Here is a 21,644-nt window from a genome sequence, read left to right as displayed (position 1 = left end):
AGCGGCCCCCAGTCGCCAAACTTGGGCCGCTTGCGCTTCTCGATATAACCGGCCCTCGCCAGGGACACCCAGGTGAGCGCCCACAACACAGCCGTTGTTGGTCCGACGGTACCAGGCATACCCGGTCCGGGGCGAGAGACACCATCTCTCACCCGGCCGAGTCAAGTTGTCTGGTGCCAACGGACTGGCAGCGGCGGAGAGGCAAGCCCCCGTTGTCCCGCACCACCGCCAACCCCTGTCCACAGGCCGCCCCTGCGACCACTGGGTTCGTGATCAACGCCCGAACCCAACCGCTGTCGCGTGACGAAAACCACGCTGCCCCCGGTCACACGGACTCCGGGTTCCCGGCCTCTATGGGCATGCAGAACCACATCCATACACAGACCCGCTCCTCCCGCTCGTCGGGTGGTGACCGATGAAGTGGCAGCGCGGTAAGGACTTCAAGCCCAAGACCTGGACGACCCTGGACAACGAGGTCATCGACGATGACCTGTCGTGCCGGGCCCTGGGCCTGCTGACCCGGTGGCTGCGCCGCCCCGAGGGTGCGGAGATCGATTCCGTCCCGGACATGGTCAAGCGGGCGAAGTGGGCGGGCAAGCAGCGATTGGAGGGCCGTGACGCCCTCTACGCCGCCTCCTACGAGCTGGAGGAGGCGGGCTACCTCGTGCGCGAGCTGGAGGCCAACGAGCTCGGCCAGCACGAGTGGGTGGTGAACGTCTACAGCACCCCCGTCCCGCCCGAGATGCGCTCGAACCCCGCCGACCGGAAGCGCGACCCGGAGGGCCGGAAGCAGGCTCCCAAGGGCCCGAAGCGTCTTCCCAAGGCGGGACCGAAGGCAAAACCGCAGGTCGCGCCGATTACGGATTTCCAGGAATCGGGTTCCCAGGACACGGCTCGCCCGGATTCGGCTCACCCGGATTCGGCGGATCAGGGATCCTCTTCTAAGGACTCCCCTAACGACTCCTCTTCCTCTACCGACCCTCGGACTCCGGCCACCTCTCGTGCCACGTCCGCGAAGAAGAAGAAGGAGATCAACAACCAGGACGAGCCCTCCCCGCCGAAGGCCGCGCCTTCGGCTGCGGCCGTACCGGCTCCCCGGGAGGAACCCGCGTCGGGGGCTCCGGCCGCCGAGGTGTCGCCGGAGGTCCAGCGGATCGTGGCGGCCTGGATGGCCGGCCGGGACTCGATCGGCGTCGGTCGACACCGGGGCGCAAACGCACTAGCGGAGTTCACCGACTCGGCGGTCAAGCTGGTGGCCAAGGGCGAGTCGGTGGAGTGGCTGGTGTCGGTGGCGTTCTGGATGGGCTCGGACAAGCCGTCCTGGTGGCGGCTGGGCGAGGCGACCACCGCGCAGCGGTACGGCGCTCCCGCCCGGCCCACTGCGCCCCGGCGGCCGGACCCGGGCAAGTGCCCGCGCCACCCCGCGCAACCGCTGGACTGCCCGACCTGCTTCCGCGAGTCGGAGCAGCGGCGGGGGAGCAAGCAGGAGGGGCTGTCGATCGCCGAGATCCTGGCGGCCGAGGGCGTGCCGTGGCCGTCGAAGACCGACGCCTGACCTTCTCGAACAGCAAGCGGCGGCCGGGGTCTGCACCCCCGGCCGCCGGATCGAACCATCCCTCGAACAGGAGATTCACCATGAGCGTACTGCCCGACAACCCGGCCCTGGAGCACGAGGACCTGCCCGACGACGAGCCGGACGACCTGCCGCAGGACGACTGGGCGCCCGCCGACGCACCGGGCATGGAGCAGCTGCCCGAGCCGCGCTGGGGCGGGCGCACCCGCGGCCGCCGTGGCGACGACGCCCCGGCCGGTGACGGGTTCGAACGGGTGCCGCCGCAGGACCTGGCGGCCGAGCAGGCGGTGCTGGGCGGCATGATGCTGTCCAAGGACGCGATCGGCGACGTGGTCGAGGTCCTCCAGCCGGCGGACTACTACCGGCCCGCGCACGAGACCATCCACGGCGCGATCCTCGCCCTCTACGCCCAGGGCGAGCCCGCCGACCCGATCACCGTGGCCGGCGAGCTGACCCGCAGCGGCGACCTGGAGCGGGTCGGCGGCGCCTCGTACCTGCACACCCTGGTCAACTCGGTGCCGACCGCCGCGAACGCCGAGTACTACGCCGAGATCGTTCACGAGCGCGCCGTGCTGCGCCGCCTGGTGGAGGCCGGCACCCGGATCGCCGCGATGGGCTACGCCGCCGAGGGCGAGCTCGACGAGATTGCCCAGGCCGCGCAGACGGAGATCTACCAGGCGGTCAGCGCCCGCACCGTCAGCACCCCGTACGCGCCGGTCCGCGACGACGTCGAGCTGTTCTTCGACAACCTGGACGCGGCCAAGACCCGCAAGAAGCTGATCGGGCTGTCCACCGGGTTCGCCGAGCTGGACCAGCTCACCAGCGGCCTGCTGCCTCGCCAGCTCATCGTGATCGGCGCCCGGCCGGGCGTTGGGAAGTCCACGCTCGCCCTGGACTTCGCCCGCGCCTGCGCCGTTCACCAGCAGAAGCCGACCGCGTTCTTCTCCCTGGAGATGGGCCGCGCGGAGATCGTCCAGCGGCTGTTCTCCGCCGAGGCGAAGGTGGCGCTGCACCACATCAAGGCCGGCACGGTCACCGACGACGACGTCCAGCGGATGGCCCGCCGGACCCAGACCATCATGGACGCGCCGCTGGTGATCGACGACTCCCAGGAGCTCACCCTGATGGAGATCCGCTCCCGGGCCCGGCGCATCGCCCAGCAGCACGACGGCCTCGCCCTGGTCGTCGTCGACTACCTCCAGCTGATGCAGTCCGGCGGCACGAAGCGCTACGGCAACCGGCAGGAGGAGATCAGCGACATCTCCCGCAACCTCAAGATGATGGCCAAGGAGCTGGAGTGCCCGGTCGTGGCGCTCTCCCAGCTCAACCGCGGCCCCGAGCAGCGCCAGGACAAGCGGCCGATGGTCTCCGACCTGCGCGAGTCCGGCTCGATCGAGCAGGACGCCGACATCGTGATCCTGCTCCACCGCGAGGACATGCACGAGAAGGAGTCCCCGCGCGCCGGCGAGGTCGAGCTCAACGTCGCCAAGCACCGCGGAGGCCCGCAGGCCGTGATCACCGCCGCGTTCCAGGGCCACTACAGCCGCATCGTCGACATGAGCCGCGACATGGAGACCAGCCCGACCGACGACGCCTACGCCGACGCTGGCGGATGGACCCCCAGCTCGAATATGGCGTCTGACCTCGGACTGTAGAGCCGCGCGAAGAGGCCTGAGCGCCCCTCAGAGCGCCTAACGGCCCCGTCCGTGCCCACGGCGGCGGGCGGGGCCATGATCGCCCCGCAGAAGACGATCTAGAGCTCGAATCAGGACAACTGATCGAACGCCCGGTACCGCCGGGCCCCTCCGACCGATCGGAGCCACCGTGCACGAGTCCGTTCACCCCGACGAGCACTACGTCCTCGTCACCCCGGACGGGGAGATGACTCCGGGCCTCGCCCCGCTGCGGGAGATCCGCAGGCACCTCGAAGACGGCGCCGGGTTCGGAGAAGCCGGGTTCGAGTACCTCCCAGGGCCCGGCTACCCGATTGCGATCTACTACTTCGTGCCCTACGACCAGGACCGGCGGAACGTCAACACCGTCGCGGGCGGCATGTTCTGGGAGCTGTCCGCCCCCGTGGAGCCGGAGGACGAAACGGCCGTCGACCCGGACCTGCGGAAGATCAGGGTCCGTGGCCCGGCTGCGTTCGCCATCCGGGCCACGCAGACCCAGGGCGTCGACGAGCAGCGACAGCGCCTCCAGCAGGCACACCACCAGGCGGCCGCCCGGCTCCAGGCCAAGGGCTGGCTGCCGACGCCCCGGCCCCGGGCCGAGCAGCCAGCCCCACGCCCCGGCGCCAGCCCCCGACCGGTCGAGGGAGCAGCGACCGGGGCGGGGATCGCCGAGGCGCTGGCGGCCGAGCTGCGCGAGCACGTCCACTTCCGCAGCCTGCCCGCCGACCGGGTCCGGGAGTACCTGTCCCGCGTCGTCAGCCAGTGGGCCGCCCGCAACGGCTGGACGCCCGAGCGGGAGGCACCGGCCGAACGCCCGGAGGACGGCGCGCACGACCTCCTGTGCCGACACCCGGCACTGCCCTGGCTGGTCATCGAGATCGAACGCGGCAACCGCCGCGCCACCGCCGACAAGCTCGCCCGCGCCGCAGCCAGCGGACACGTGGCGATCTGGCTGCGCTGGGCCGGACCGGCTCCCAAGACCGTCCCGGCCGGAGTGCTGCTGATCCACCTGGCCGCCGTCCCGGCAGCCCGCAGCGGAGACCGCCGCGCCTACACCCTCACCGAACAGGCCGCGGCCGCCGCAGCGGTCACCATCGGCCGCTGACCCAGCCGCACACCCACAGACCACCCGCGTCCGACAAGGATTCGAAGTGCACGCACACCTGGACATCGACGGACATCTGATCAACAACATTCGGCTACGCCGCGGGGACTTCCACGAGGACTGGCCTTCCGAGCGCGAGCATCTGCCGGGCTGGGGCGCCCTGATCGAAGTACCGGCCGTCCTCGAGGTCCTGGACCGCGTTGTGGCCGGCGAACTGAGCGCAGCCCGCGCCCGCTGGTTGATCGCCCGGATTGGCGAGCAGGCTGTCCGCTTCCAGCACCCGCACGGCTGCGGCGTCCCCGACTGCGTCGACGGCAGGCGCTGCCGAGGCGAGTTCGAAGAGGACCGGCTGCGGGAAATCGTGCGCCGCGAGCGTGTCGACGCCGACCTCGCCGTCGAACCGTCGTCCCTTCCGACCGTCCACCCCTGCACGCCCTGCGCCGACTGCTCGGCCTGCTCTTGCTATGACGGCGCGCCCGGTCTGTGCCAGCACTGCCGGTGGATCCGTAGCGCCCGCGTCCGTGCCCACCGCGACATCGAGCAATGGAAGGCCGATCTCGCCGCCGGTCGTACCTACGCCCTCACGGAGCGCCGCCTGCACCGCTGGAACTGCCCCACCCTCGGCACCGTCGACGACCGCCTCGCCCAGTTCGAGGAGCTCCTCGAAGCCACTGGTGGCCGCGCAGACTGGACCAGCCTGCCGGAACTTCGCAGTGCGGACGAACTTCGCCGGCAGGGAAATCAGATGCGCCGCTGCGCCACCTGCGGACCGGACCCGCTGTAGCGGCCGGCGCCTCGCGCGCACGCGCGCGCAGCCACCCGTCACCTGGCCTACGGCCGTCCTGCGGCGACCGGGATCTGGACAGGGTTCTAGATATAGGGCAGCACCCACGCCGCCAGGGTGGCAGCACTGGTGCTGCCAGGGTGGCGTCACCGGTGTTGCTATCCCCGTCGCTCGGCGGGGGCGTTCGAGGGGCCTGCGGCGGCAGGGCCTCCGGGCTCCCGAAGGCCGGCGGTGCTCGCGCGTCGCGCGCGAAACCACCTGTAGTGGCCTTCGGCGTCCGGAAGGCCCGCGTCTACTTCTCTCCAACTGTTCTTTAAGGGGTCCGCGTGGTGCGGCCACCCCCGTCCGCGTGGTGCGGCTACCCCTGCTGACGGAACGGGCCGCTCCTGCGCGCGGCGTGCTCCGCCCCGGTGGCGGGCCGTTGTCAGGCGTGGGTGTGGGGGACGGGTTCGCCGGTGAGGGTGTCGGTCAGGGCCCGGGTGCCGAGAGGCTGATGCAGGACGACCGTGAGCTCGGCGATGCCGCCGTCCTCGCATCCGATGTCCGGGCCCGAGGCGTCCCGGCGCCTGAGCAGCAGGGTGACCTGCTTGGCCGTCTCCAGGGCCACCAGGTCGGGCTTGTAGTCGCAGCCGCTCCAGGCGACTTCCATCGAGACTGTGCGGTCGTCCGCAGCCACGGTGGTGTTCTTCGTGGACGGGTCGGCGAGCGCGATGCGTCGCAGGACCGAGGCGTCCCGCCGCGGGTAGGGGAGTGGGTAGTCGGACTCATCGCCCCATACGACGTAGCACGCCGCCACTGTCGCCCCGATCAGCGCCACCGCGGCTATCCAGCGCTTGTCCCGCACCGTCAGCTCCATCCCCGGCCCTCCCTGTGTCGTCGATCAGGGTAGGCCTGCCCGGAAGAGTGCCTGGCGGGTCAGTGGGTGGCGTCGACGGCGACGCCGACGAGCTGGAGGATGGCGTGGCCCCAGCTGGTGGCGGCGATCAGGACGCCGAAGACGACGGCGGTGAAGACGGTGAACGCCTCGTCGACGCGGCTGCGCGCTTGAGTGATGCGTCGCAGGCGGGCGACGATGACGATCGCGAGGAACACCGTCGCGCTGATCTGCACTGCCCACCCCAGCCCTGTGTCTGACTCTGTGTGAGGCTCCGGACACCCGTTGCGCTCCGCCATTCGGGTGAGCATGCCAGAACCGCCGCCTGCGCGGGGCTCGATTCGCGAAACGGGCCGGACCCGAACCGTCGGCGCCGGCCGCGCCGGGGCGTCGCCTGCGGGGATGGGCGCCGACGGGTGCCCGATGGCGGCCGGGGTGGTCGGCGGCCCAGTGCCGGACCTGATGAGCCGGGGCGCTGTCGGCCGGCGGAGCTGGTGGGTGTGGTCGTCGTTCAGGCGCGGGTGTCGGCGTGGCTCTCGCGGCCGTGGCGCCGGGGTCCTTGGGGCCGGTGCGGGCGTGAAGTGCGATCACGTGAAAGGCCGTGCGGATTATGCGACTTGACAGGCGCGTGCTTGCGCTGTCCACTTCCCGCCCTCTATGCTGTAGCTCTCTACAGCGCTCTAGTGTGGAAGGTACAGCACTCTGATGCATGGTCTCCGCCCCGTAGCGAACGGGATCCGCACCGACCATCCCGTCCCTGACCTGCCGTTCGTCGACGACGCGCACATCCCGCTGGAGGACCCCCGGGCGATCGAGAAGATCGGCCGCGACGTCGGCGACGGGATGTGGGGCCGCTGGGACAGGGACCGCGGCACCCGGGGCGCGTGGGTGGCGTTCACCACCGACCCGCTCAACCACGACCTGGCCTGGGTGGTGCGCCACCACCCCGAACACGGCACGAGCGTCCTGCTGTACAAGGACGTCGACGCCTCCGCGGCGTACATGGACTGGTGGAACGGCCCGCTGCTGTTCCGCAGCGGCGGCTACTGGTGGGACGGCACCGCCTGGTACCGGCCCAGCCAGGTGTGGGACGCGGCCAGCGAGGAGTACGACCGCCGGCCGGTGCGCGCGGCGGTGACCGTGAGCGCCGCCGACCTCCTCGAGGACAGCGCCCGCCAGGCCAAGGGCCGAGTCCTCAAGGTCGCCAACTTCGACCCCGAGCAGCCGGCGGCGGCCGCCTCGGCGTGGCCGGACGACCTGGCGCGCTGGGCGGCGCTGCGCAAGAAGCGCGGAGCCGGGCTGCCCCTGGACAGGTGCGTGGTGAAGCTGTCCGCGCCCGAGCTCGCCGGCGACCAGCTCGTCGGCGTGACCGAGCTCGCCGAGCTCGGCGGCATCGCCGCCTCCACCCTGCGCGCCTACATCTCCCGCGGCGAGGGCGAGGTCCCGCCGCCGCAGGCGATCGTGGGCGGGCGCAGCGCCTGGGCCCGGCCGGTCGCGCAAGACTGGGCCGAACGCCGGCGCCGATCCTCCGACAGCGTCTCCGCCCTGTTGTCCGCCGGCGAGGGCTCCTCGATGTCGACCGGCGCCGCAGGCCTGCAGGAGCGGTTCACGCAGATCTTCTTCTCCCACCTGTGGCAGCGCCCCGAGCGGCGCAAGCGCTGGGCCCTGCGCCACCGCACCGAGGACGCGGTCCGCCAGGTCGCCGACGAACTCGGCTGGAGCGTCGCGGTCAACCTGGACGACATCGTGCCCCCCTACCCGCTGGCCGCCACCGTCCGGCACGCGATCCTCGACGAGCTCGCCTACGGGCAGCAGCTTGACCAGCAGATCGGCGACACCGACCCGTCGACGTTCTACGGCATCACCACACCGGTGGCCGAGATGCTGGACTGGCTGGTGCGCCACCACCCCACCCACGCCCAGCAGATCATCGGCGAGATCGTCGGCGAGGCCGAACGGCGCTTCGACATCCCTCGGCAGGTCACCGCCGAATCGCTGCGCACCGCGTTGTCGCTGGACGGCAAGCTCGACCGCGCCGCCCGCCGGGAGTTCCTCCAGCGCGTCCTGCCCCCGTCCCTGACCAAGGAGCGGTGAACATGGTCGGCCCTTCTGACCCGATCGACGCCCTGCTCGGTGCCGGCCCGCGCCGCGCCGTCGCGCTGCCGGAGCCGGCCGAGCGGGCATGGCTGCGCACCGAGTACGGCCTGACGAAGGCGGAGACCGCCAAGGCCCTCGGGATCAGCACGAGCACGTTCACCGCCTGGGAATCCGGGCAACGCGACCCGCAGGGCGAGGGCCGCGCCGCCTACGCCAAGCTGCTGGAAGGCATGGCTGCCCGCCTCCTGCCCGCCGCACCGGTGTCACAGGAGCGTGCACCCGCCGCTCCTGCGGCTGCGGTACCGGCGGCGTTCGCCTCCTCCGCCGGGGCGGCCGAGCAGCCCGCCCCGATGGCGCCGCAGACGGTGCTGCTGGACCAGAACCCGGACGGCTCGCTGCTGATGGCCGCGCCCGCGCCGTGTGTGCAGTGCGGGCAGCCGTCGGTCTACCGAGCCCAGGGCCACCCGATGCACCTGGGCGGGTTCTGCCGCCCCACCGCCACCCCGGCCGCCCCGCAGCCTGCCCCCGCCGTGGCGTCGCCGGAGCCGGCCGCCTCGGTCGCTCCGGTCGCTGCGCCCCGCCAGACTGCTCCTGCGGCCGGTCCGGTGGCGGCGCCGCGCCGTGCGTCGTCGTCGCGTCCGGGGACGTCGTCGCGGACGCGCAAGGCCCCGGCCAAGGCACCAGCGGCCAAGGCCGAGGGGCCGACCGACTGGGAGCAGGCCGCGGCCGCGCGCTTCCCGGCCGGACCGCTCGCGGTGCTGGACGTCGCCGAGGACGGCCGGTCCCTGGTCGCCTACCTCGCCGACGGCACAGTCGCGCCGACCGCGCCGTCCGGGCGCACACTCGCCGACGTCGTCCAGTGGGCGCTCGAGGTGAAGCTCGGCTCGCCCCGGCTGCACAGGCACGGCAAGGACGGCGACGCCCTGGTCGTCCTCACCGACGCCGCGCTCGCGGAGCTCGGCCTACCCGCCATGGGCCGGGACGAGAAGAAGGAGTTCGTCCAGCGCCTGGGCCAGCTGCCGAAGACGCACAAGGCCGTCAAGCAGGTGGAGAAGGCCGGCTGGCTGTTCACCCAGCGCGGCCTGGGCCCGTGGGCGCGGATCTACCGCACCCCCGAGGACGGCAAGCGCCAGTGCGTGCAGCTGTGCATCCCCGCCTGGGGCGCGCTGGCCTCCGGCGGCTGGCAGATCCCCGACGGCCTCGGCCCGGCCGACCTGGCCCGGCTGCTGGGCACCTACGCGAAGCGCGTTCTCACCCCGCGCGGCTCCACCGCCGTCTCCGGCCTGGAGCTGGTCACCGCCCTGCGCCCGCCGACCCGCGCGGTGCGCACCGACGCCGGCTGGACGTCCGGCCCGGTGGAGGGCTCCCGCCCGAAGGACGCCTTCGACCCGGCACCGCCGGAGGTCCTGGACGTCCACCCGCTCGCCCAGGACCGCGGGCCGGGCGGCCAGCTGGTGACCGAGGCGTGGGACTGGTTCCGCGAGCTCACCGACGACGAGAAGCGCACCGCGCTGTACGGGGTCGGACTGGACGTCAACATGGCCTTCCTCGCCGCCGCAGGCCGTCTCACCCTGCCGTTGGGCCCGCCTGTGCACGTGGTCAACCCGGTCTTCGACCCGAAGACCCCGGGATCCTGGCTGGTCGACCTGTCCGGCGTCGACACGAACCCGCTGCTCCCCTCGCCGTTCACCGCGGACGGCTCCCGCCCGACCGGGCCCGCCTGGTACTCCACGGTGAAGGTCGCCTACGCCGTCGAGCTCGGCGCCCAGGTGCAGCCCGTCGAGGCGTGGCTGCGCTACGAGCACGGCCCCTACCTGGACCCGTGGCACAAGCACCTGCGCCATGCGTACCTGGACACGATGGCCGCCCTCGGCGTCCCGCTCACCCTCGCCGACACCGACCCGGTCGCGTTCCTGGAAGCCATGGCCAACCTCAAGCAGGGCGACCCGGAGGAGCTCGCGGTCCTCACCGCGATCAAGCAGACCGCCAAGGGCACCATCGGCAAGATGCGCGAACGCCCCCGCGGCCACGGCTACAAGCCCGGCGAACGCTGGGCCGCCCTGGACCGTCCGACCTGGGACCCACTGATGCGCGCCCTGGTCATCGACACCGCCACCATCAACCTCCACCGCAAGCTCCGCAAAATGGCCGCCGACACCGGCCTGCACGCCTTCGCCGTGCTCTCCGACTGCGCCGTCTTCGCCGCCCCCGGCCCCGGCGCACTCGACATCCTCACCAGGCCCGACGGCACCCTCACCACCTCGCTGCGCCTCGGCGTCAGCCCGGGGATGGTGAAGTTCGAGGGCTCCCGGCCGCTGACGGAGATCGCCGAGCTCATCGCCGACGACACGAACCCGGCCCGGCACATCAAGACCGGCGGCGTCGTCTCCGCCGACGAGTAGTACCCCTGCGGCCCGCTGGCACCCGTCCGGCGGGCTGCCCACCACGACCACCAGCAGCGACCGCCGATGTCGGCGGCCGGGAAGGAGAGCAGTGTGAGCCGGGAGATCGACGAGGGCCTGGAGCGGGCTGAGCGCACCAAGCCGATCCCGCAGTCCGTCCCCGCCCGGATGCGCTTCCTGCTCAAGGGCGCCAAGGGCTCCACGAGGAAGCTCGCCCAGGACCTCGGTGTCTCCCAGCGCACCGTGCAGCGCTGGCTCAAGGGCCAGGGCACCCCGAAGCCGGCCGCCACGAAGGCCATCGAGCAGAAGGTCCGCGCGAGCTGGCAGCCGCGGGTGAAGCAGCGGGTGCGCCGCGACGCCGAGAAGAACGGCTTCATGCTGCACATTCAGGCGACCTTCGGCTACAGCGCGGCCGGCGGCTCGACCGACGACCCGCGCGAGCGTGTGATCACCCAGAAGATGCCCGGCTCGGTGGCCCAGCGGCTGTACGCGGCCCGCGACGCCGGCGCCAGCCAGGAAGAGCAGGAGCGGATCATCGCCGAGGGCCTGCGCGAGCACTACTTCAAGGACACCGGACGCCGCGCTGGCGGCCTCGACGTCGAGCTGAACGACATCGCGTGGATGGACGTCGAGCTGTAGAACCACCCCCGGATGGCTCCGTGTCGCCGAAATAAGGCCAGTCCCGGCCGCCGAAAGGCGGCCGGGACTTTTTCTATGACCGACCGAGCGAAATTAACCGGAGGAAATCCATGGAATCCCACAATGAAGGCGCGGGTCTACGGGGCGGTGCGCCTGCGGCGGGAGCGGGCGGCCCGCTGCATCTCGGCTTCGGCGATGTGTCGGCGGCCAGCGGCGAGGTCCTGGCGGACCTGTTCCTCTACGGCGGTGAACACGCGGTAGTAGGTGCGGTCGTACGCCTCGATTAGCTGGTAGGTCCACATGCCCGGGATGACGTCCCGCCCGAGGAGCTCCCGCTCGACCAGGCCAGCCTGCTCCTCGTGCCCGGCCTGGCGCAGCATCCGTACCGCCTCGGCGAGCATCCGGTCGGCGCCGCCGGTCATGTGGTGCACCGCGTACAGGTGGCCACGGGCCCGCTCGGTGTACTCCAGCGCCTTCGTCAGCATCCCCAGCGCCTCGATGGTCGCGTCGTCCACCCCGGGCGGCCGGCGGTGCGCCTCGTCCGGCTCTTCGGTCCCGACGTCATCTGCCACCGGTGCCTCCCGTGTTCGTGCGACCCCACTTCACCGTCGTCCGGCCGGGGAGTAAGCGCATACGGGAGAGGGCCGACCGGCGGTCAGGCTGCCGGTTCCCGCGAGGTGTCCGGGCGGGCGGCCTGCTTGAGCTTCATCTCAGCCTTGTGCCGGTTCTCGGCGCCGCCCCAGTGCGGGTGGGAGTACAGCTCGGCGCCGACCGCGGCGAATGCGGCCCGCTTCTCCTCGGTCGGGTCGGCGGCCCAGTCGGCCTCGGCGGTGTACCAGCGGCGCTGGAGTTCGAGCAGGTCAGCGGGGAAATCGGTGTCGGACACCCGCCCATCGTAGGTCGCACACCCGTGCGGCCGAGAGGGCGACCCGCCGCCGGCCCCCGGCCGGTGGCGCCTTGTACACCGACGCGCCCGCTCTGCCACAGATGGCATGTTCGCGGCCGAAAGATTGCAGGTCAAAGCCCTGGCCACCGTGGACCCACAGGTCTAGCATTCCCGGCACGGCGGCCCCACCACAGCACCACCGGGCCGCCGGCCAGCGCAGCCACGCCGTGACCCCGGCGCGGCTGGCCTCCCACGGCCGGGACCCGCGGAACACCCCCCTGCTTCCCCGGGACCCGGCCGCTGCGCTGCCCGGCTTCCCGGCTGGGACAGAGCTGAGACACCTCTGTCCCCAGCATGCCCGGCATGTCTGTTTTGCTGGGACGGTCCCAGGTCATTTCCCCAGGTGAGAGCGTTCTGTGTCGGGCCTTAGGACAGAGCTGAGACAGCCCGCCGCGGCATCAGAACCGTTCGGTTGCTCGCGCGTCGCCGGTCAGCGCGTACCGGCGGCATGCGAGCAGTTCCTCGGCGCTGCTGCCGATCTCCTCGCCCAGGACGTGCAGGACCTCCTCGGCGTCCCGCTCGGCGACGTAGCCGGGGACCACCCGAAGGGCCAGCAGCCCGAGCTCGCGGTGCGCGACCAGCCGCTCCTGGGCCAGGCCGTGCCCCTGGGCAACCAGCGCCCGCCACGCCTCGATTGGGTACCCGTCCGGGCCCGGCGCGCTCTCCAGCTCGGCGGCCGGCACGTCCGGCCGTCCGCGCAGCTCGGCCACCGCCGCCGCGACCGCAGCACCGATCCGGCCCGGATCCAACTGCCGACCGCCGGCGTCGGCGCGGGCCTCCGCCAGGCGTTCGGCGACCAGGTCCGCGAGTTCGGCCAGGCGCCCGCGGATCTCGACCACCGCCCGCACCGGCAGCACCAGCCCGGTGTCCCACGCGTGGGACAGCTGCGGCCCGGCCTCCCGGCCGACGACGTCCTCGATCGCCTCGGCGGCCGAAGCCAGGTCCAGCAGCCGGTACGCCGTCGACCGGGAGACCTCGAGTTCCCCGGCGGCGTACGCGCCCCACGACGGGTAGCCCAGGGCGGTCCACACCCGGCCGCGGTGCGCGGCGCGCACCCGCTCGGCCAGTACCAGGACGGCAGTGCGCACCTGCTCGACCGACTCGCGCAGCGCGCCGGTCAGCCGCCGCGCCTCGGCCTCGCCGACCGGGACGGCCGGCTCCTGGTGCCGCCGCTCGCCCATACCCTCCCCCTGCCCGCGAGCAGCCGCCCGAACCCGGCGTCGGCCTGTGTCATGCCTGTAGGGCCTGTAGGGGTTGTGTTACTGACCGGCTATTTCCCCAGGTGAGAGCGGTTCACGGACAGGCTGTGTTACCTGTAGGGCAGGCGGTCCGACCGGCCGTCACGGCGGCGTCCAGCGTGACGGCCAGGGCGGGCAGCTCGCGCTCCAGCTCGCCGAGTACCGAGGCGGGCATCGCCGCGGCCAGCGCGCAGACCGCGACCAGCGCGATCCGCTCGCCCATGGACAGCTCGGGGAGCGCCTCGGCGTACGGGTTGCCCGTGACGATGCCGGCGGACAGGCCGTACGCCAGCTCGTCGTCCAGCTGCCCCTCGCCGCCCGGAACGACCTCCCGGCCGGCGGCCCGCTCGACGGCGTCGGCGGCCCGCTCCAGCACGCTCCGGTGCCGCTCCTCCGGCTGTCGCTCGGCGAGCTCGCGCACCCACCCGGCCGCCTGCCGGCCCGCCTCCGCCGCCTCGGCGAGCACCTCGTTCACCGCGTGCTGCCGCTCGCGCTCCCGCTGCTCCTGGTCCTCGTCCTCGGCGCCCGACTCGGCCGCCACCAAGGTCATGTTCGTCATGACCGGTGAACTCACCAGCACCGGCAAGGTCACGCACGGCTGGTTAGTTCCGCCCCCGCAAGGCCGGTGAGTTTCGCCCCGCCAAACTCCCCACCGCAGGCCAGCCCCCACGCGGATCGCGCACCGCACCCCGCGCATCCCGCACCTGCGCAGGGCGCCGGCCGCCGTCTGCGCACGACCACGCACCGCACTCCGCAAGGCCGGTGAGTTCTCCTCCGCACCCGGTTAGTTCCGCCCCGCAAGGTCGGTGAGTTTCGCCCCGCCAAACTTTCCATCGCAGGTCAGAGCATGTGCGGGACCGCCCGCACCCCGACCCGGGCCTGCGCACCACCGGGCCGGAGGACCGGACCCGGGAACCGGGCCGAGCGTCCGGTCCGCACCGCATGCGCCTCCGCTCCGCGCCGTCGCGCGCATGCGCAACGCGGCGCACCTCAAAGCGGTCCTTGCGGGCCTGCGCGGGGGCGTTGCGCGAGCCGGACCGGCCTTGCGGAGCGGTCCGCGGTGAAGGCCGGCGCTGCTGCACCGCCAGGCCGTGCTGCACCCACCCGGCCGCCCGACGGCGGGTGCAGCACCAGGCTGTGCTGCATCCTGCTGCACCCTCCGTCCGGAGTGCAGCACTGCCCTGGGACAACCTGGCCGAGCGTGCTGCAGCACCCCTTGTCCCCGCCTCCAAGGTCCAGAGTTTCGCCCCGCGAGGCGAAACTCCCGCCAGGTCGCTGACCTTGATGGCTACGATCCCCGACATGGACAGCGCCCCGCCGACCGCCGCCACCGACCAGCCGGCCGACGCGGGCCACGTTCCGCAATGCGCCCGCCCTGGCTGCTCCAACCCGGCCCCGAAGGGCCCGACCGGGCGGCCGAAGCAGTACTGCTCCCGCTCCTGCCGTAGCAAGGTCGACCGAGCCAAGGCCAAGGCCCGCGAAGCAGCAGCCGGGACCGCTGCACCGCCCGCTGCACCCGGCCCTGCTGCTGCACCGCTCCACGCTGCACCTGCTGCACCCGGCCCCGCTGCTACACCGGACGGCGCTGCACCTGCTGCACCCGCGGCCGCCGTCCCGGTCGACGACGATCTCGCCCGCTGGGGAGAAGACGGCCGACACCTACTCGGCCTGGCCGACGCGATGCGCCGCAAGCTCACCTCCTTCCTCCTGGAGATCGAAACCGGCGCGGACCCGGTCGCCGTCTTCCAGGAGCTGGCCGCGCGGCTGCCCTCCTACAGCACCCGCGCCTACATGGCCGCGCAGGAGATCCGGGACAAGGCCCGCTGGCCCGACCTCACCGACTCCGAGCGGCTCACCCGCCGCATGCTCGAGCGCGCCGCCCGATGGGGCGACGACAGCGTCGACCCGGCCGACAAGGACGGCGACGGTTCCGCCTCGCGGGGCGAAACCGCGGCCGCCGACCACGACGACCAGGAGCAGCCCGGCCCGGCCGTCCCGGCCGCCTTGGCTGACGTCGAACCGGCCCGGCAGACACCGCCGGCGCTGCCGCGCCAGCAGGACGTCGGGCCGCTGCGGCCGCCGCCCGAGCCGTACCTGCGCGGCCTGGGCCGGTTCGACCTCATCCAGAACATCGGCTCGCTGATGGGCGAGCCGGGTTGGGACCTGGCCGGGTGGACCCGAGCCCCGGGGCTGTTCTACGTCCGCAAGGCCGGCCGGGCGCTCGCCTGGATCGAGCACGGCCTGAGCGGCGCGGACGGCTGGGTCGTGGTGATCGAAGGCGCCTTCGTCGCCGGCCCCGCCGACCGGAGCCGCCCGCTGGTCACCCGCACCGCCGAGCTGGCCGCCCTGACGGTGCGCCAGGCCCTGGTCGAGGGCCTGATCGACGGCGACACCGCTCCGGTACTCGGCTGAGTACCTGTTCCTGAACCCAGAAGCCTCAGGTCAGCCCGCTGTTGGACGTTCGCTGAACGGTCACCGTGACCGTTCAGCTTCGCGCGCCTTCGTGGCCTGCAACTCGGGCTTTTGCAAAAGCCCTGTTCGTTGGTGCACCGATAGACGACCATAGGTCCAAGTCCTCGGAGTGCGGAGGGCTGTCCCACCTAGGCGCGGGCGTCGCAATGCCCGCCGCCGAAGACGTCCCAGCCGATAGGTGCCGACGACGCCGCCGTCGTGAAGGGGAGATCATGAACGGTCGAAAGAAGCTTTCAGCCCTGGCACTCACCGCCGGCCTCCTACTGGGCGGAGTCGCGGTGGCGACCCCGGCCAGCGCCGACGACTACTACTGCGGGCCGACCACCCAGGTGGTCCCGGGGGGCAGCGTGTATGCGCAGGCCTGCATCTCGACCGCTCCCGGCGCTAACGCCTTCTACTTTGCGTTTGCCTACGTGACGAGCAACGGCAACAACACCTTCACCCACTCCGACGTGTTCATCAACTCCGGTGGGACGTACTACGGCAAAGGGACCGACTGCGGGTTCCCGTCGACCCCCTTCTCCAACCGGCGTTGCAACGGGCCGATGGTGACGTACACGTACAACGGCTACGTTCAAGGCCAGATCGAACTGTGGGTCGACGGGGGCTACTACAAGGCATTCTCGCCCTCCGTGTACGTCGGCTGAGCCGGGCTGGGGCGCACGGTCATAGGTTCGGGGCGATGCGGCACTCAGTAGGCCCAGAGGCGGCGGCTTCGGAAGCTTGTTTCCAAAGTGGGTTCTGGGCCGAGTTGGTGGCCATCACCTTGAGAACGATCAAGACGGAGTCGGTCCGCCGACCGACTCGCCGGCCCCATGGCCTGTTCTCCATGGAGAACAGGCCCAGCACGTCCCACTTGCCCAGGCGGTTCCGTTCGCCGGACAGTCACGGTGACCGTTTGGCGAACGCGTCCGCGAACTCGTCTTTCGGACACCGGCAGACTGCCCTGCGGGTTCTGGGTTCAGAAACAGGTACTGACCGGCTGCATCTTGTGAGGCGTCTTGTCAGACGCCTTGTGGGGTGCCTTGTGGGGTGCCTTGTCGGTGGTCTTGTGGGCACCTGACGATTCGCCCTGGCGCGGTATTATCGCAGGTCAGAGCCAGTGTTGAGCGGTCCGGAAATGCCGACAAACCCCTTCTCCTTTGGTCTTGGTGGGTGTGGTCGGTTGGTCGGTTCGGGGTTCGCGCCTGCGGCGGGCTGTTGGTCTTTTCGCGTCCGGCAGAGCCGGCCGCAGCCTGCGGGGCGGGCCGACGGCCGTCAACCAGCCGTCCCGGTTCCACGTAGACACCACCGTAGGGACCACCGAGGGCACCACCGCAGACGGCACCGCAGCTACCACCGCAGGTACCCCGTGCCCTCCGGCCGCTGTTGAGCGTTTCCGCAGTTCAGAGCCTGTTTTCGGGGCGCCGGAAAATCAGACAACCCCCTCTGTCTGTCCCTCTGCCCTGGTTGCTGGGTGGGGTGGGTGCGGTTCTGGGTGACGGTCCGGACGGCGCGGGTTCCACCCTGCGGGGCCGTTGGTCCTGGTGCGTCCGGCGAAGGCTGGCCGCCCGGACCTGGGCCGCGTGGCCGCGACCCGGTCCGGCCGCCGTCGTTGAACCGCCCCCGAACCCTTCCCCGGCCCGGCGCGCCCTCGGCCCCGGCGCCGCCCGTGCCCTCCCGCCCCCAACGTCCTCACGGCCGCCAGCAACCGCCCTGGGCGGGTCCGGCAGCCCTCCTGGACCCCGGACGCTCCGCAGCCCGCACCACGGCCCGCAGAACAGATCGCGGACACCACGCGCTCGCCACAGAAAGTGAACTGAGTCACAGTCATTTCTGAACTAGGCAAGCCTGTAGTGCCGATTCACCCATCCCGCTGTCGGTACGCTTAGCCCCAGTACCTCTCCCCTTGGCCGGGCACGTTGGCCAGGTGTCCGGACATCCCGGCTCCGCGTGGGCGCAGCCCACAGGTGAGAGAGGGGGCTTCACCGTGAATGATCTGCCCGAGCAGATCGAGGGCGAAGGCGATGAGCCGGAGCCGGTGGAGCACCACGACGACTCGCTCGTCGCGGCTACGGAGGAGCTCACCCGGGTGACGCGCAAGCTCACCACGGTGACCGGCGGCCACCTGGTGGTCGTCGGCATCGAGCTGGTCATCGGCATCGCCGAGATCGCTGGCTGGGTGTCGAAGCTCCACTGAGTAGCCGCAGACGCGCGAGAGGCCGGGGGATGGGCCCCCCGGCCGCTCGTGGTGGTGGTGGTGCTGTGACCGGAAGCGGGGCCGTTCTCAACGGCCCCGCTTCTGTTTTGCGTCGTACCCGTTGATGCTTCAGCCGTATGACGTCTACACCCGAGCACTGGTCAGGCCATCCTTTCGATGACCAAAACCTATGACACCTCAAGGCTAGCAGCGAAGGCCTTGCTGTCCTTCAAGGCGTTGGCCAAAAGGCCATTTTGCGACGAGGAAGTGGTACCTCGACTGCCTACACTCGTGTCGGTGGCACACAACGTTGTGTTGCACACCTTGCCGATGGTCCGCTCCGGGTACTGTCCAACCAGCACCGCCCGGGCCGCCCGGGCCGCCCGGACGGCCGCCGGGGACCGGTGAGAATTGCCCCGCGACCCGTTGTCCCGGGCCCGGATCACTCCGGCGGCACGTTTCCAGTAGCGCTTCCGATACCGCTTCCGGTCATCTCTCACCTTGACGGTGCATCAACGCAGGTCAGACCCCTTGTCCAGGCCGTCCAGAAACGCCGACAACCCCTCTGTCGCCTAGCGCGGCTCCATCGGGGTCTCGCTCTGGCCACTCCGGCCCTTCGCCCAACCCCCGGGCCGTCCCCCGGCCCCCAGGGGCGGTGCCCGGGGCTCGCGCCGCGGCCGGGCAGCCAGGCGTTCCGGTTGCTGCGCGGCGCCGGGCTGGCGGGGCGGGTAGGCCGGTGCTGCGGGCAGGCCGGGCGGTGGCCGCCGGGACCGGGTGATCGACTTGTCAGCGGTGTGCGGTAGGCAGAGCAGTCAGCAGCCGCACCGCAGACAGGGGGAACGCCGTGAGTAGCCGTCAGCCAGACCCGGGCACACCCGACCAACTGGACGGCCCGGCCCCGGCCGCCGCGCCGCGCAAACGCGTCCGCAAGGCGTCCAAGACCAACCCCGGCGGCTCCAACAACAAGGTCCGCGCCGACATCCAGCGCGCCATCGCCGTACTCAAGATCGTCACCGCCCACCAGCTCTGGCGACTGCTGCGCCCGCACGCGAAGGAGAACAAGTTCGCCCGCGCCGCGCTGAACGACCTGGAGAAGAAGCGGCTCACCGTCAAGCACGGCACCGGCGAGGACGGCCGGGACATCTGGGGGATGACCACGGCCGGCCGCGACGCGGCGAAGGCGCTGTTCCCCGACGGCCGGGACATGGGCGGCATCGCCCGCAAGGCCGGCGCGAGCTCCGCCGCCGGCCACGCCCTGGCCGTCTCCGAGACCATCATCAGCTTCGTGGTCGGCGGCACCGGCCCAGGCATCCCGAAGGACAAGGTCAACGGCGACCGCACCGCCCCCGGCGTCGGGCCCGGCTTCGGCCGGATCGAGCAGTGGGCCACCGAGATCGAGCACATCACCCCGCACAAACCCAAGGTCCGCGCCGACGCCGTCCTCCAGGCCCCCGACCACGGCATCCCGGTGCTCCTGGTGGAAGTCGACCTCGACAACGAGTCCAACCCCATCGTCGCCAAGAAGATCGACGACTACCGCGCCTTCTTCGAGCACACTCACCTGCTGCCCAACCCGTACCCGCGCGGCAGCATCGGCCACCTGGAGTGGGGCAACCGCCCCGAGCAGCGCGAACAGCACTGGCGCCGCACCTACGCCGACACCGGCCGCCCCGGCTACCCGCCCATCGCCATCGTCCTCGGCCACCTCGGCGAGCGCGCCCTGCGCCAACGCGTCCAGGCTCTCACCGAGATGACCCGCCGCCACTGGCAGGGCCGGCACCTCGGCGACGGCTTCTACGACCGCAGCGAAGCGATCCCGATCCTGTTCACCAGCCTGGAGCTGCTGATCGAACGCGGCCCGCTCTCCCCAATCTGGCGCCGCGCCGGCCGCGAAGGCCCCCTCCAGCCCCTCCACGCCGCCCTCGACGACCACGACGGGCCCGCGGCCTACGCCAAGCACCGGGCAGCCCAGCGCGCCCAGGAGCAGGCCGACCAGGTCGCCGCCGAACGCCGCCGCCAGGAACGCGAACTCCTCGCCACCGCCTGCCCCGGATGCCACCGCACCGCCGACAAGTACAAGATCCCCCGCTACGCCTCCGACGGTACGAAGCTCTGCCATTTCTGCCAGCAGAAGGAAGCCAAGGCCGCCGAAGTCGAAGCCGTCCAGCAAATCGCCGCAGCCACCGAGAACCACATCCAGGTTGCCCAGACTCTCAAGAACGCCACGCTGCTGCGCACGCTGTTCGGACGAGGGCCGAGGGATGAGCACAAACCTAAGCGGTCAGAAACCGGCTGAGCGGCGCTCCCGGATCACTTGCCTGGGGGTACCGTAGAAACAGAGCCATTGGCGTCCGGGGTGGATCCAGCCGGACATGATTCTCAACAGGTCGAGAGTATCTGGAGCTCGATATGAGTTGGGACCACACTCCCGAAATGGCAGCCCGCGCAGCTAGAGACAGTACCTACTACCTAATACGGAACTCCGGTAGGCCCCACTACCAAACCCCTCGTGGACCCGTATTTACCGGTCCGAAGAACGACAGGTTGCGAGCAGCATGGGAACGCGAAGCACGAGAAAATCCCGAAAGGTTCGCCGAGACACAATATAAGGCCGCAGAGGCATACGCCCGTGCGCAAGAGAGCTGGGAGAGTTCCCACGCATCTATCGATGAAGCACTCAAAAACCTTTCGGGCGCCAAACCTGACGATGAACCCGAGACCCGTTCATCGCAGGCGCAGATTAGGCAGGTAGAACAGAGCTACCAAGCCCCGAGGTGGGGGTACAGTCTCACCTATCCTTCGTCTCAATGGACTCCCGCTCCTCCACCGACTGAGGGCGTCTCAGGAGACAAGGTGTTCCTTTTCGGAGTCGCCGCTGCTGCGGGCGCTGCAGCAATGGGAGCAACCGCCGTCGGAGCCTACGCGACTTGGGCAATTACGAAGGGGCTTATACGTAGGCGCAGAAATCGGAAGCAAAACCCCGAAGAAAGCTCGCCCGAAGAGGCACCTGCCGACGAGACGTAGCACAGAAAGGACTTATCTTTCGGGCCACGCGCAGCCCCGCTGGAGCACTCTGTCCCGAATGAAGCGTCAGGCCCCGCATGATCGCCTCCAGCGCCTTAACTCCTCTGGCTCCTGATCCTCCGCCAGGAACGGACCCGGGATCTGACAAGAACTTCTGACGGTGCATTTCTGATACATTCACCGGCCGGGGCGAGAGGCCAGAAAAGGCGGGAATAACAACCAACGTGCGAGCGGTTTCGCCAGCCTATAAGTCAGCGGAGAAAAAACCGGGGAAATCCCGGAAGTGCCGGAGACGGACCCCTCGTTCGGCAAGGTTTCCTGACAGGTTGCAACTGATACACTGGTCACCGTTGTTCATCCTCCGGGGGCAGCGCGCATCCTACTCCCGCCCCGGGCTGAAATGTCGGCCCAGATCATTGGACTGGCCAATCTGGCGAGAGTGAAGCCGACCCGCACGCCCCCTGAGGACACCCCTCCCCCTAGTCAGCCTGTCTTGAGATCAGCCATTTTCCCTGTTCAACCGGTTGACCGTGCATCAGCCTCACGGGCCGCCGGAGCGAAGCGGAGCGGCCCGGCCCGGGCGCGGAGCGCCGGGCCCACCCGGGCGAAGCCCGGGTGCGGACACGCGGAGCGGGTCC

At 71.1% G+C, this 21,644-nt stretch carries 17 protein-coding genes; 11 read left to right on the top strand and 6 right to left on the bottom strand.

All coding sequences use genetic code 11. From position 1 onward, the window contains the following. Positions 1–415: 415 nt before the first annotated feature. From AB0F71_RS31035 to AB0F71_RS31020, 4 genes are all read left to right on the top strand, one after another. Positions 416–1,555, top strand: coding sequence for a hypothetical protein (locus AB0F71_RS31035; protein WP_360241302.1), 1,140 nt, complete (start codon positions 416–418; stop codon positions 1,553–1,555). An 80-nt stretch (positions 1,556–1,635) separates the two neighbouring features. Then, entirely contained in the window at positions 1,636–3,228 is a 1,593-nt protein-coding gene (gene dnaB, locus AB0F71_RS31030; protein WP_360241299.1) for a replicative DNA helicase, read from the top strand. A gap of 169 nt (positions 3,229–3,397) precedes the next feature. Beyond that, positions 3,398–4,351, top strand: a complete 954-nt coding sequence (locus tag AB0F71_RS31025; protein ID WP_360241296.1) for a hypothetical protein — start codon at positions 3,398–3,400, stop codon at positions 4,349–4,351. Positions 4,352–4,397: 46 nt separating this feature from the next. Then, a complete protein-coding gene (locus AB0F71_RS31020) occupies positions 4,398–5,135 on the top strand; it encodes a hypothetical protein (RefSeq protein ID WP_360241293.1) in 738 nt (245 codons plus the stop codon). A gap of 424 nt (positions 5,136–5,559) precedes the next feature. On the opposite strand, the gene AB0F71_RS31015 is transcribed toward AB0F71_RS31020, so the two are convergent. Further along, complete coding sequence (locus tag AB0F71_RS31015) at positions 5,560–5,991, bottom strand: hypothetical protein (protein WP_360241290.1); 432 nt, start codon at positions 5,989–5,991, stop codon at positions 5,560–5,562. A 59-nt stretch (positions 5,992–6,050) separates the two neighbouring features. Next, complete coding sequence (locus AB0F71_RS31010) at positions 6,051–6,245, bottom strand: hypothetical protein (RefSeq protein ID WP_360241287.1); 195 nt, start codon at positions 6,243–6,245, stop codon at positions 6,051–6,053. Between the two features lie 469 nt (positions 6,246–6,714). Here AB0F71_RS31010 and AB0F71_RS31005 point away from each other — a divergent pair, with 469 nt between their 5' ends. The 3 genes from AB0F71_RS31005 to AB0F71_RS30995 all read left to right on the top strand — a co-directional run bounded on the left by AB0F71_RS31005 (position 6,715) and on the right by AB0F71_RS30995 (position 11,147). Continuing rightward, the gene (locus tag AB0F71_RS31005) at positions 6,715–8,103 is read left to right on the top strand and encodes a hypothetical protein (protein WP_360241284.1); all 1,389 of its coding nucleotides are present in this window, start codon (positions 6,715–6,717) and stop codon (positions 8,101–8,103) included. Positions 8,104–8,105: 2 nt separating this feature from the next. Further along, positions 8,106–10,508: a helix-turn-helix transcriptional regulator gene (locus AB0F71_RS31000; RefSeq protein WP_360241281.1), complete on the top strand. Its 2,403-nt coding sequence runs from the start codon at positions 8,106–8,108 to the stop codon at positions 10,506–10,508. A 93-nt stretch (positions 10,509–10,601) separates the two neighbouring features. Beyond that, a complete protein-coding gene (locus tag AB0F71_RS30995) occupies positions 10,602–11,147 on the top strand; it encodes a helix-turn-helix transcriptional regulator (RefSeq protein WP_360241278.1) in 546 nt (181 codons plus the stop codon). Positions 11,148–11,284: 137 nt separating this feature from the next. Here the strand turns inward: AB0F71_RS30995 and AB0F71_RS30990 are convergent, their stop codons facing one another. The 4 genes from AB0F71_RS30990 to AB0F71_RS30975 form a co-directional block, all read right to left on the bottom strand. Next, a complete protein-coding gene (locus tag AB0F71_RS30990) occupies positions 11,285–11,719 on the bottom strand; it encodes a hypothetical protein (protein WP_360241275.1) in 435 nt (144 codons plus the stop codon). An 83-nt stretch (positions 11,720–11,802) separates the two neighbouring features. Continuing rightward, complete coding sequence (locus AB0F71_RS30985) at positions 11,803–12,033, bottom strand: hypothetical protein (RefSeq protein WP_360241272.1); 231 nt, start codon at positions 12,031–12,033, stop codon at positions 11,803–11,805. Between the two features lie 458 nt (positions 12,034–12,491). Next, a complete protein-coding gene (locus AB0F71_RS30980) occupies positions 12,492–13,274 on the bottom strand; it encodes a hypothetical protein (protein WP_360241269.1) in 783 nt (260 codons plus the stop codon). 112 nt (positions 13,275–13,386) lie between these two features. After that, positions 13,387–13,890 (bottom strand): hypothetical protein, encoded by a 504-nt coding sequence (locus AB0F71_RS30975; RefSeq protein WP_360241266.1) that lies wholly within the window; start codon positions 13,888–13,890, stop codon positions 13,387–13,389. A gap of 743 nt (positions 13,891–14,633) precedes the next feature. Between AB0F71_RS30975 and AB0F71_RS30970 the strand changes: the two genes are divergently transcribed. The 4 genes from AB0F71_RS30970 (at position 14,634) to AB0F71_RS30955 (ending at position 20,278) form a co-directional block, all read left to right on the top strand. Continuing rightward, the gene (locus AB0F71_RS30970; RefSeq protein ID WP_360241263.1) at positions 14,634–15,743 is read left to right on the top strand and encodes a hypothetical protein; all 1,110 of its coding nucleotides are present in this window, start codon (positions 14,634–14,636) and stop codon (positions 15,741–15,743) included. Positions 15,744–16,015: 272 nt separating this feature from the next. Next, the gene (locus AB0F71_RS30965) at positions 16,016–16,450 is read left to right on the top strand and encodes a hypothetical protein (RefSeq protein ID WP_360241260.1); all 435 of its coding nucleotides are present in this window, start codon (positions 16,016–16,018) and stop codon (positions 16,448–16,450) included. 1,322 nt (positions 16,451–17,772) lie between these two features. Next, the gene (locus AB0F71_RS30960) at positions 17,773–17,982 is read left to right on the top strand and encodes a hypothetical protein (protein ID WP_360241257.1); all 210 of its coding nucleotides are present in this window, start codon (positions 17,773–17,775) and stop codon (positions 17,980–17,982) included. An 844-nt stretch (positions 17,983–18,826) separates the two neighbouring features. Next, complete coding sequence (locus AB0F71_RS30955; protein WP_360241254.1) at positions 18,827–20,278, top strand: replication-relaxation family protein; 1,452 nt, start codon at positions 18,827–18,829, stop codon at positions 20,276–20,278. The last annotated feature ends 1,366 nt before the right edge of the window (positions 20,279–21,644 follow it).

This window comes from Kitasatospora sp. NPDC028055, assembly GCF_040637885.1.
Taxonomy (GTDB): Bacteria; Actinomycetota; Actinomycetes; order Streptomycetales; family Streptomycetaceae; genus Kitasatospora.
Note: the sequence above shows the minus strand (reverse complement) of the source record. Positions and strands in the feature narration are given on the sequence as shown.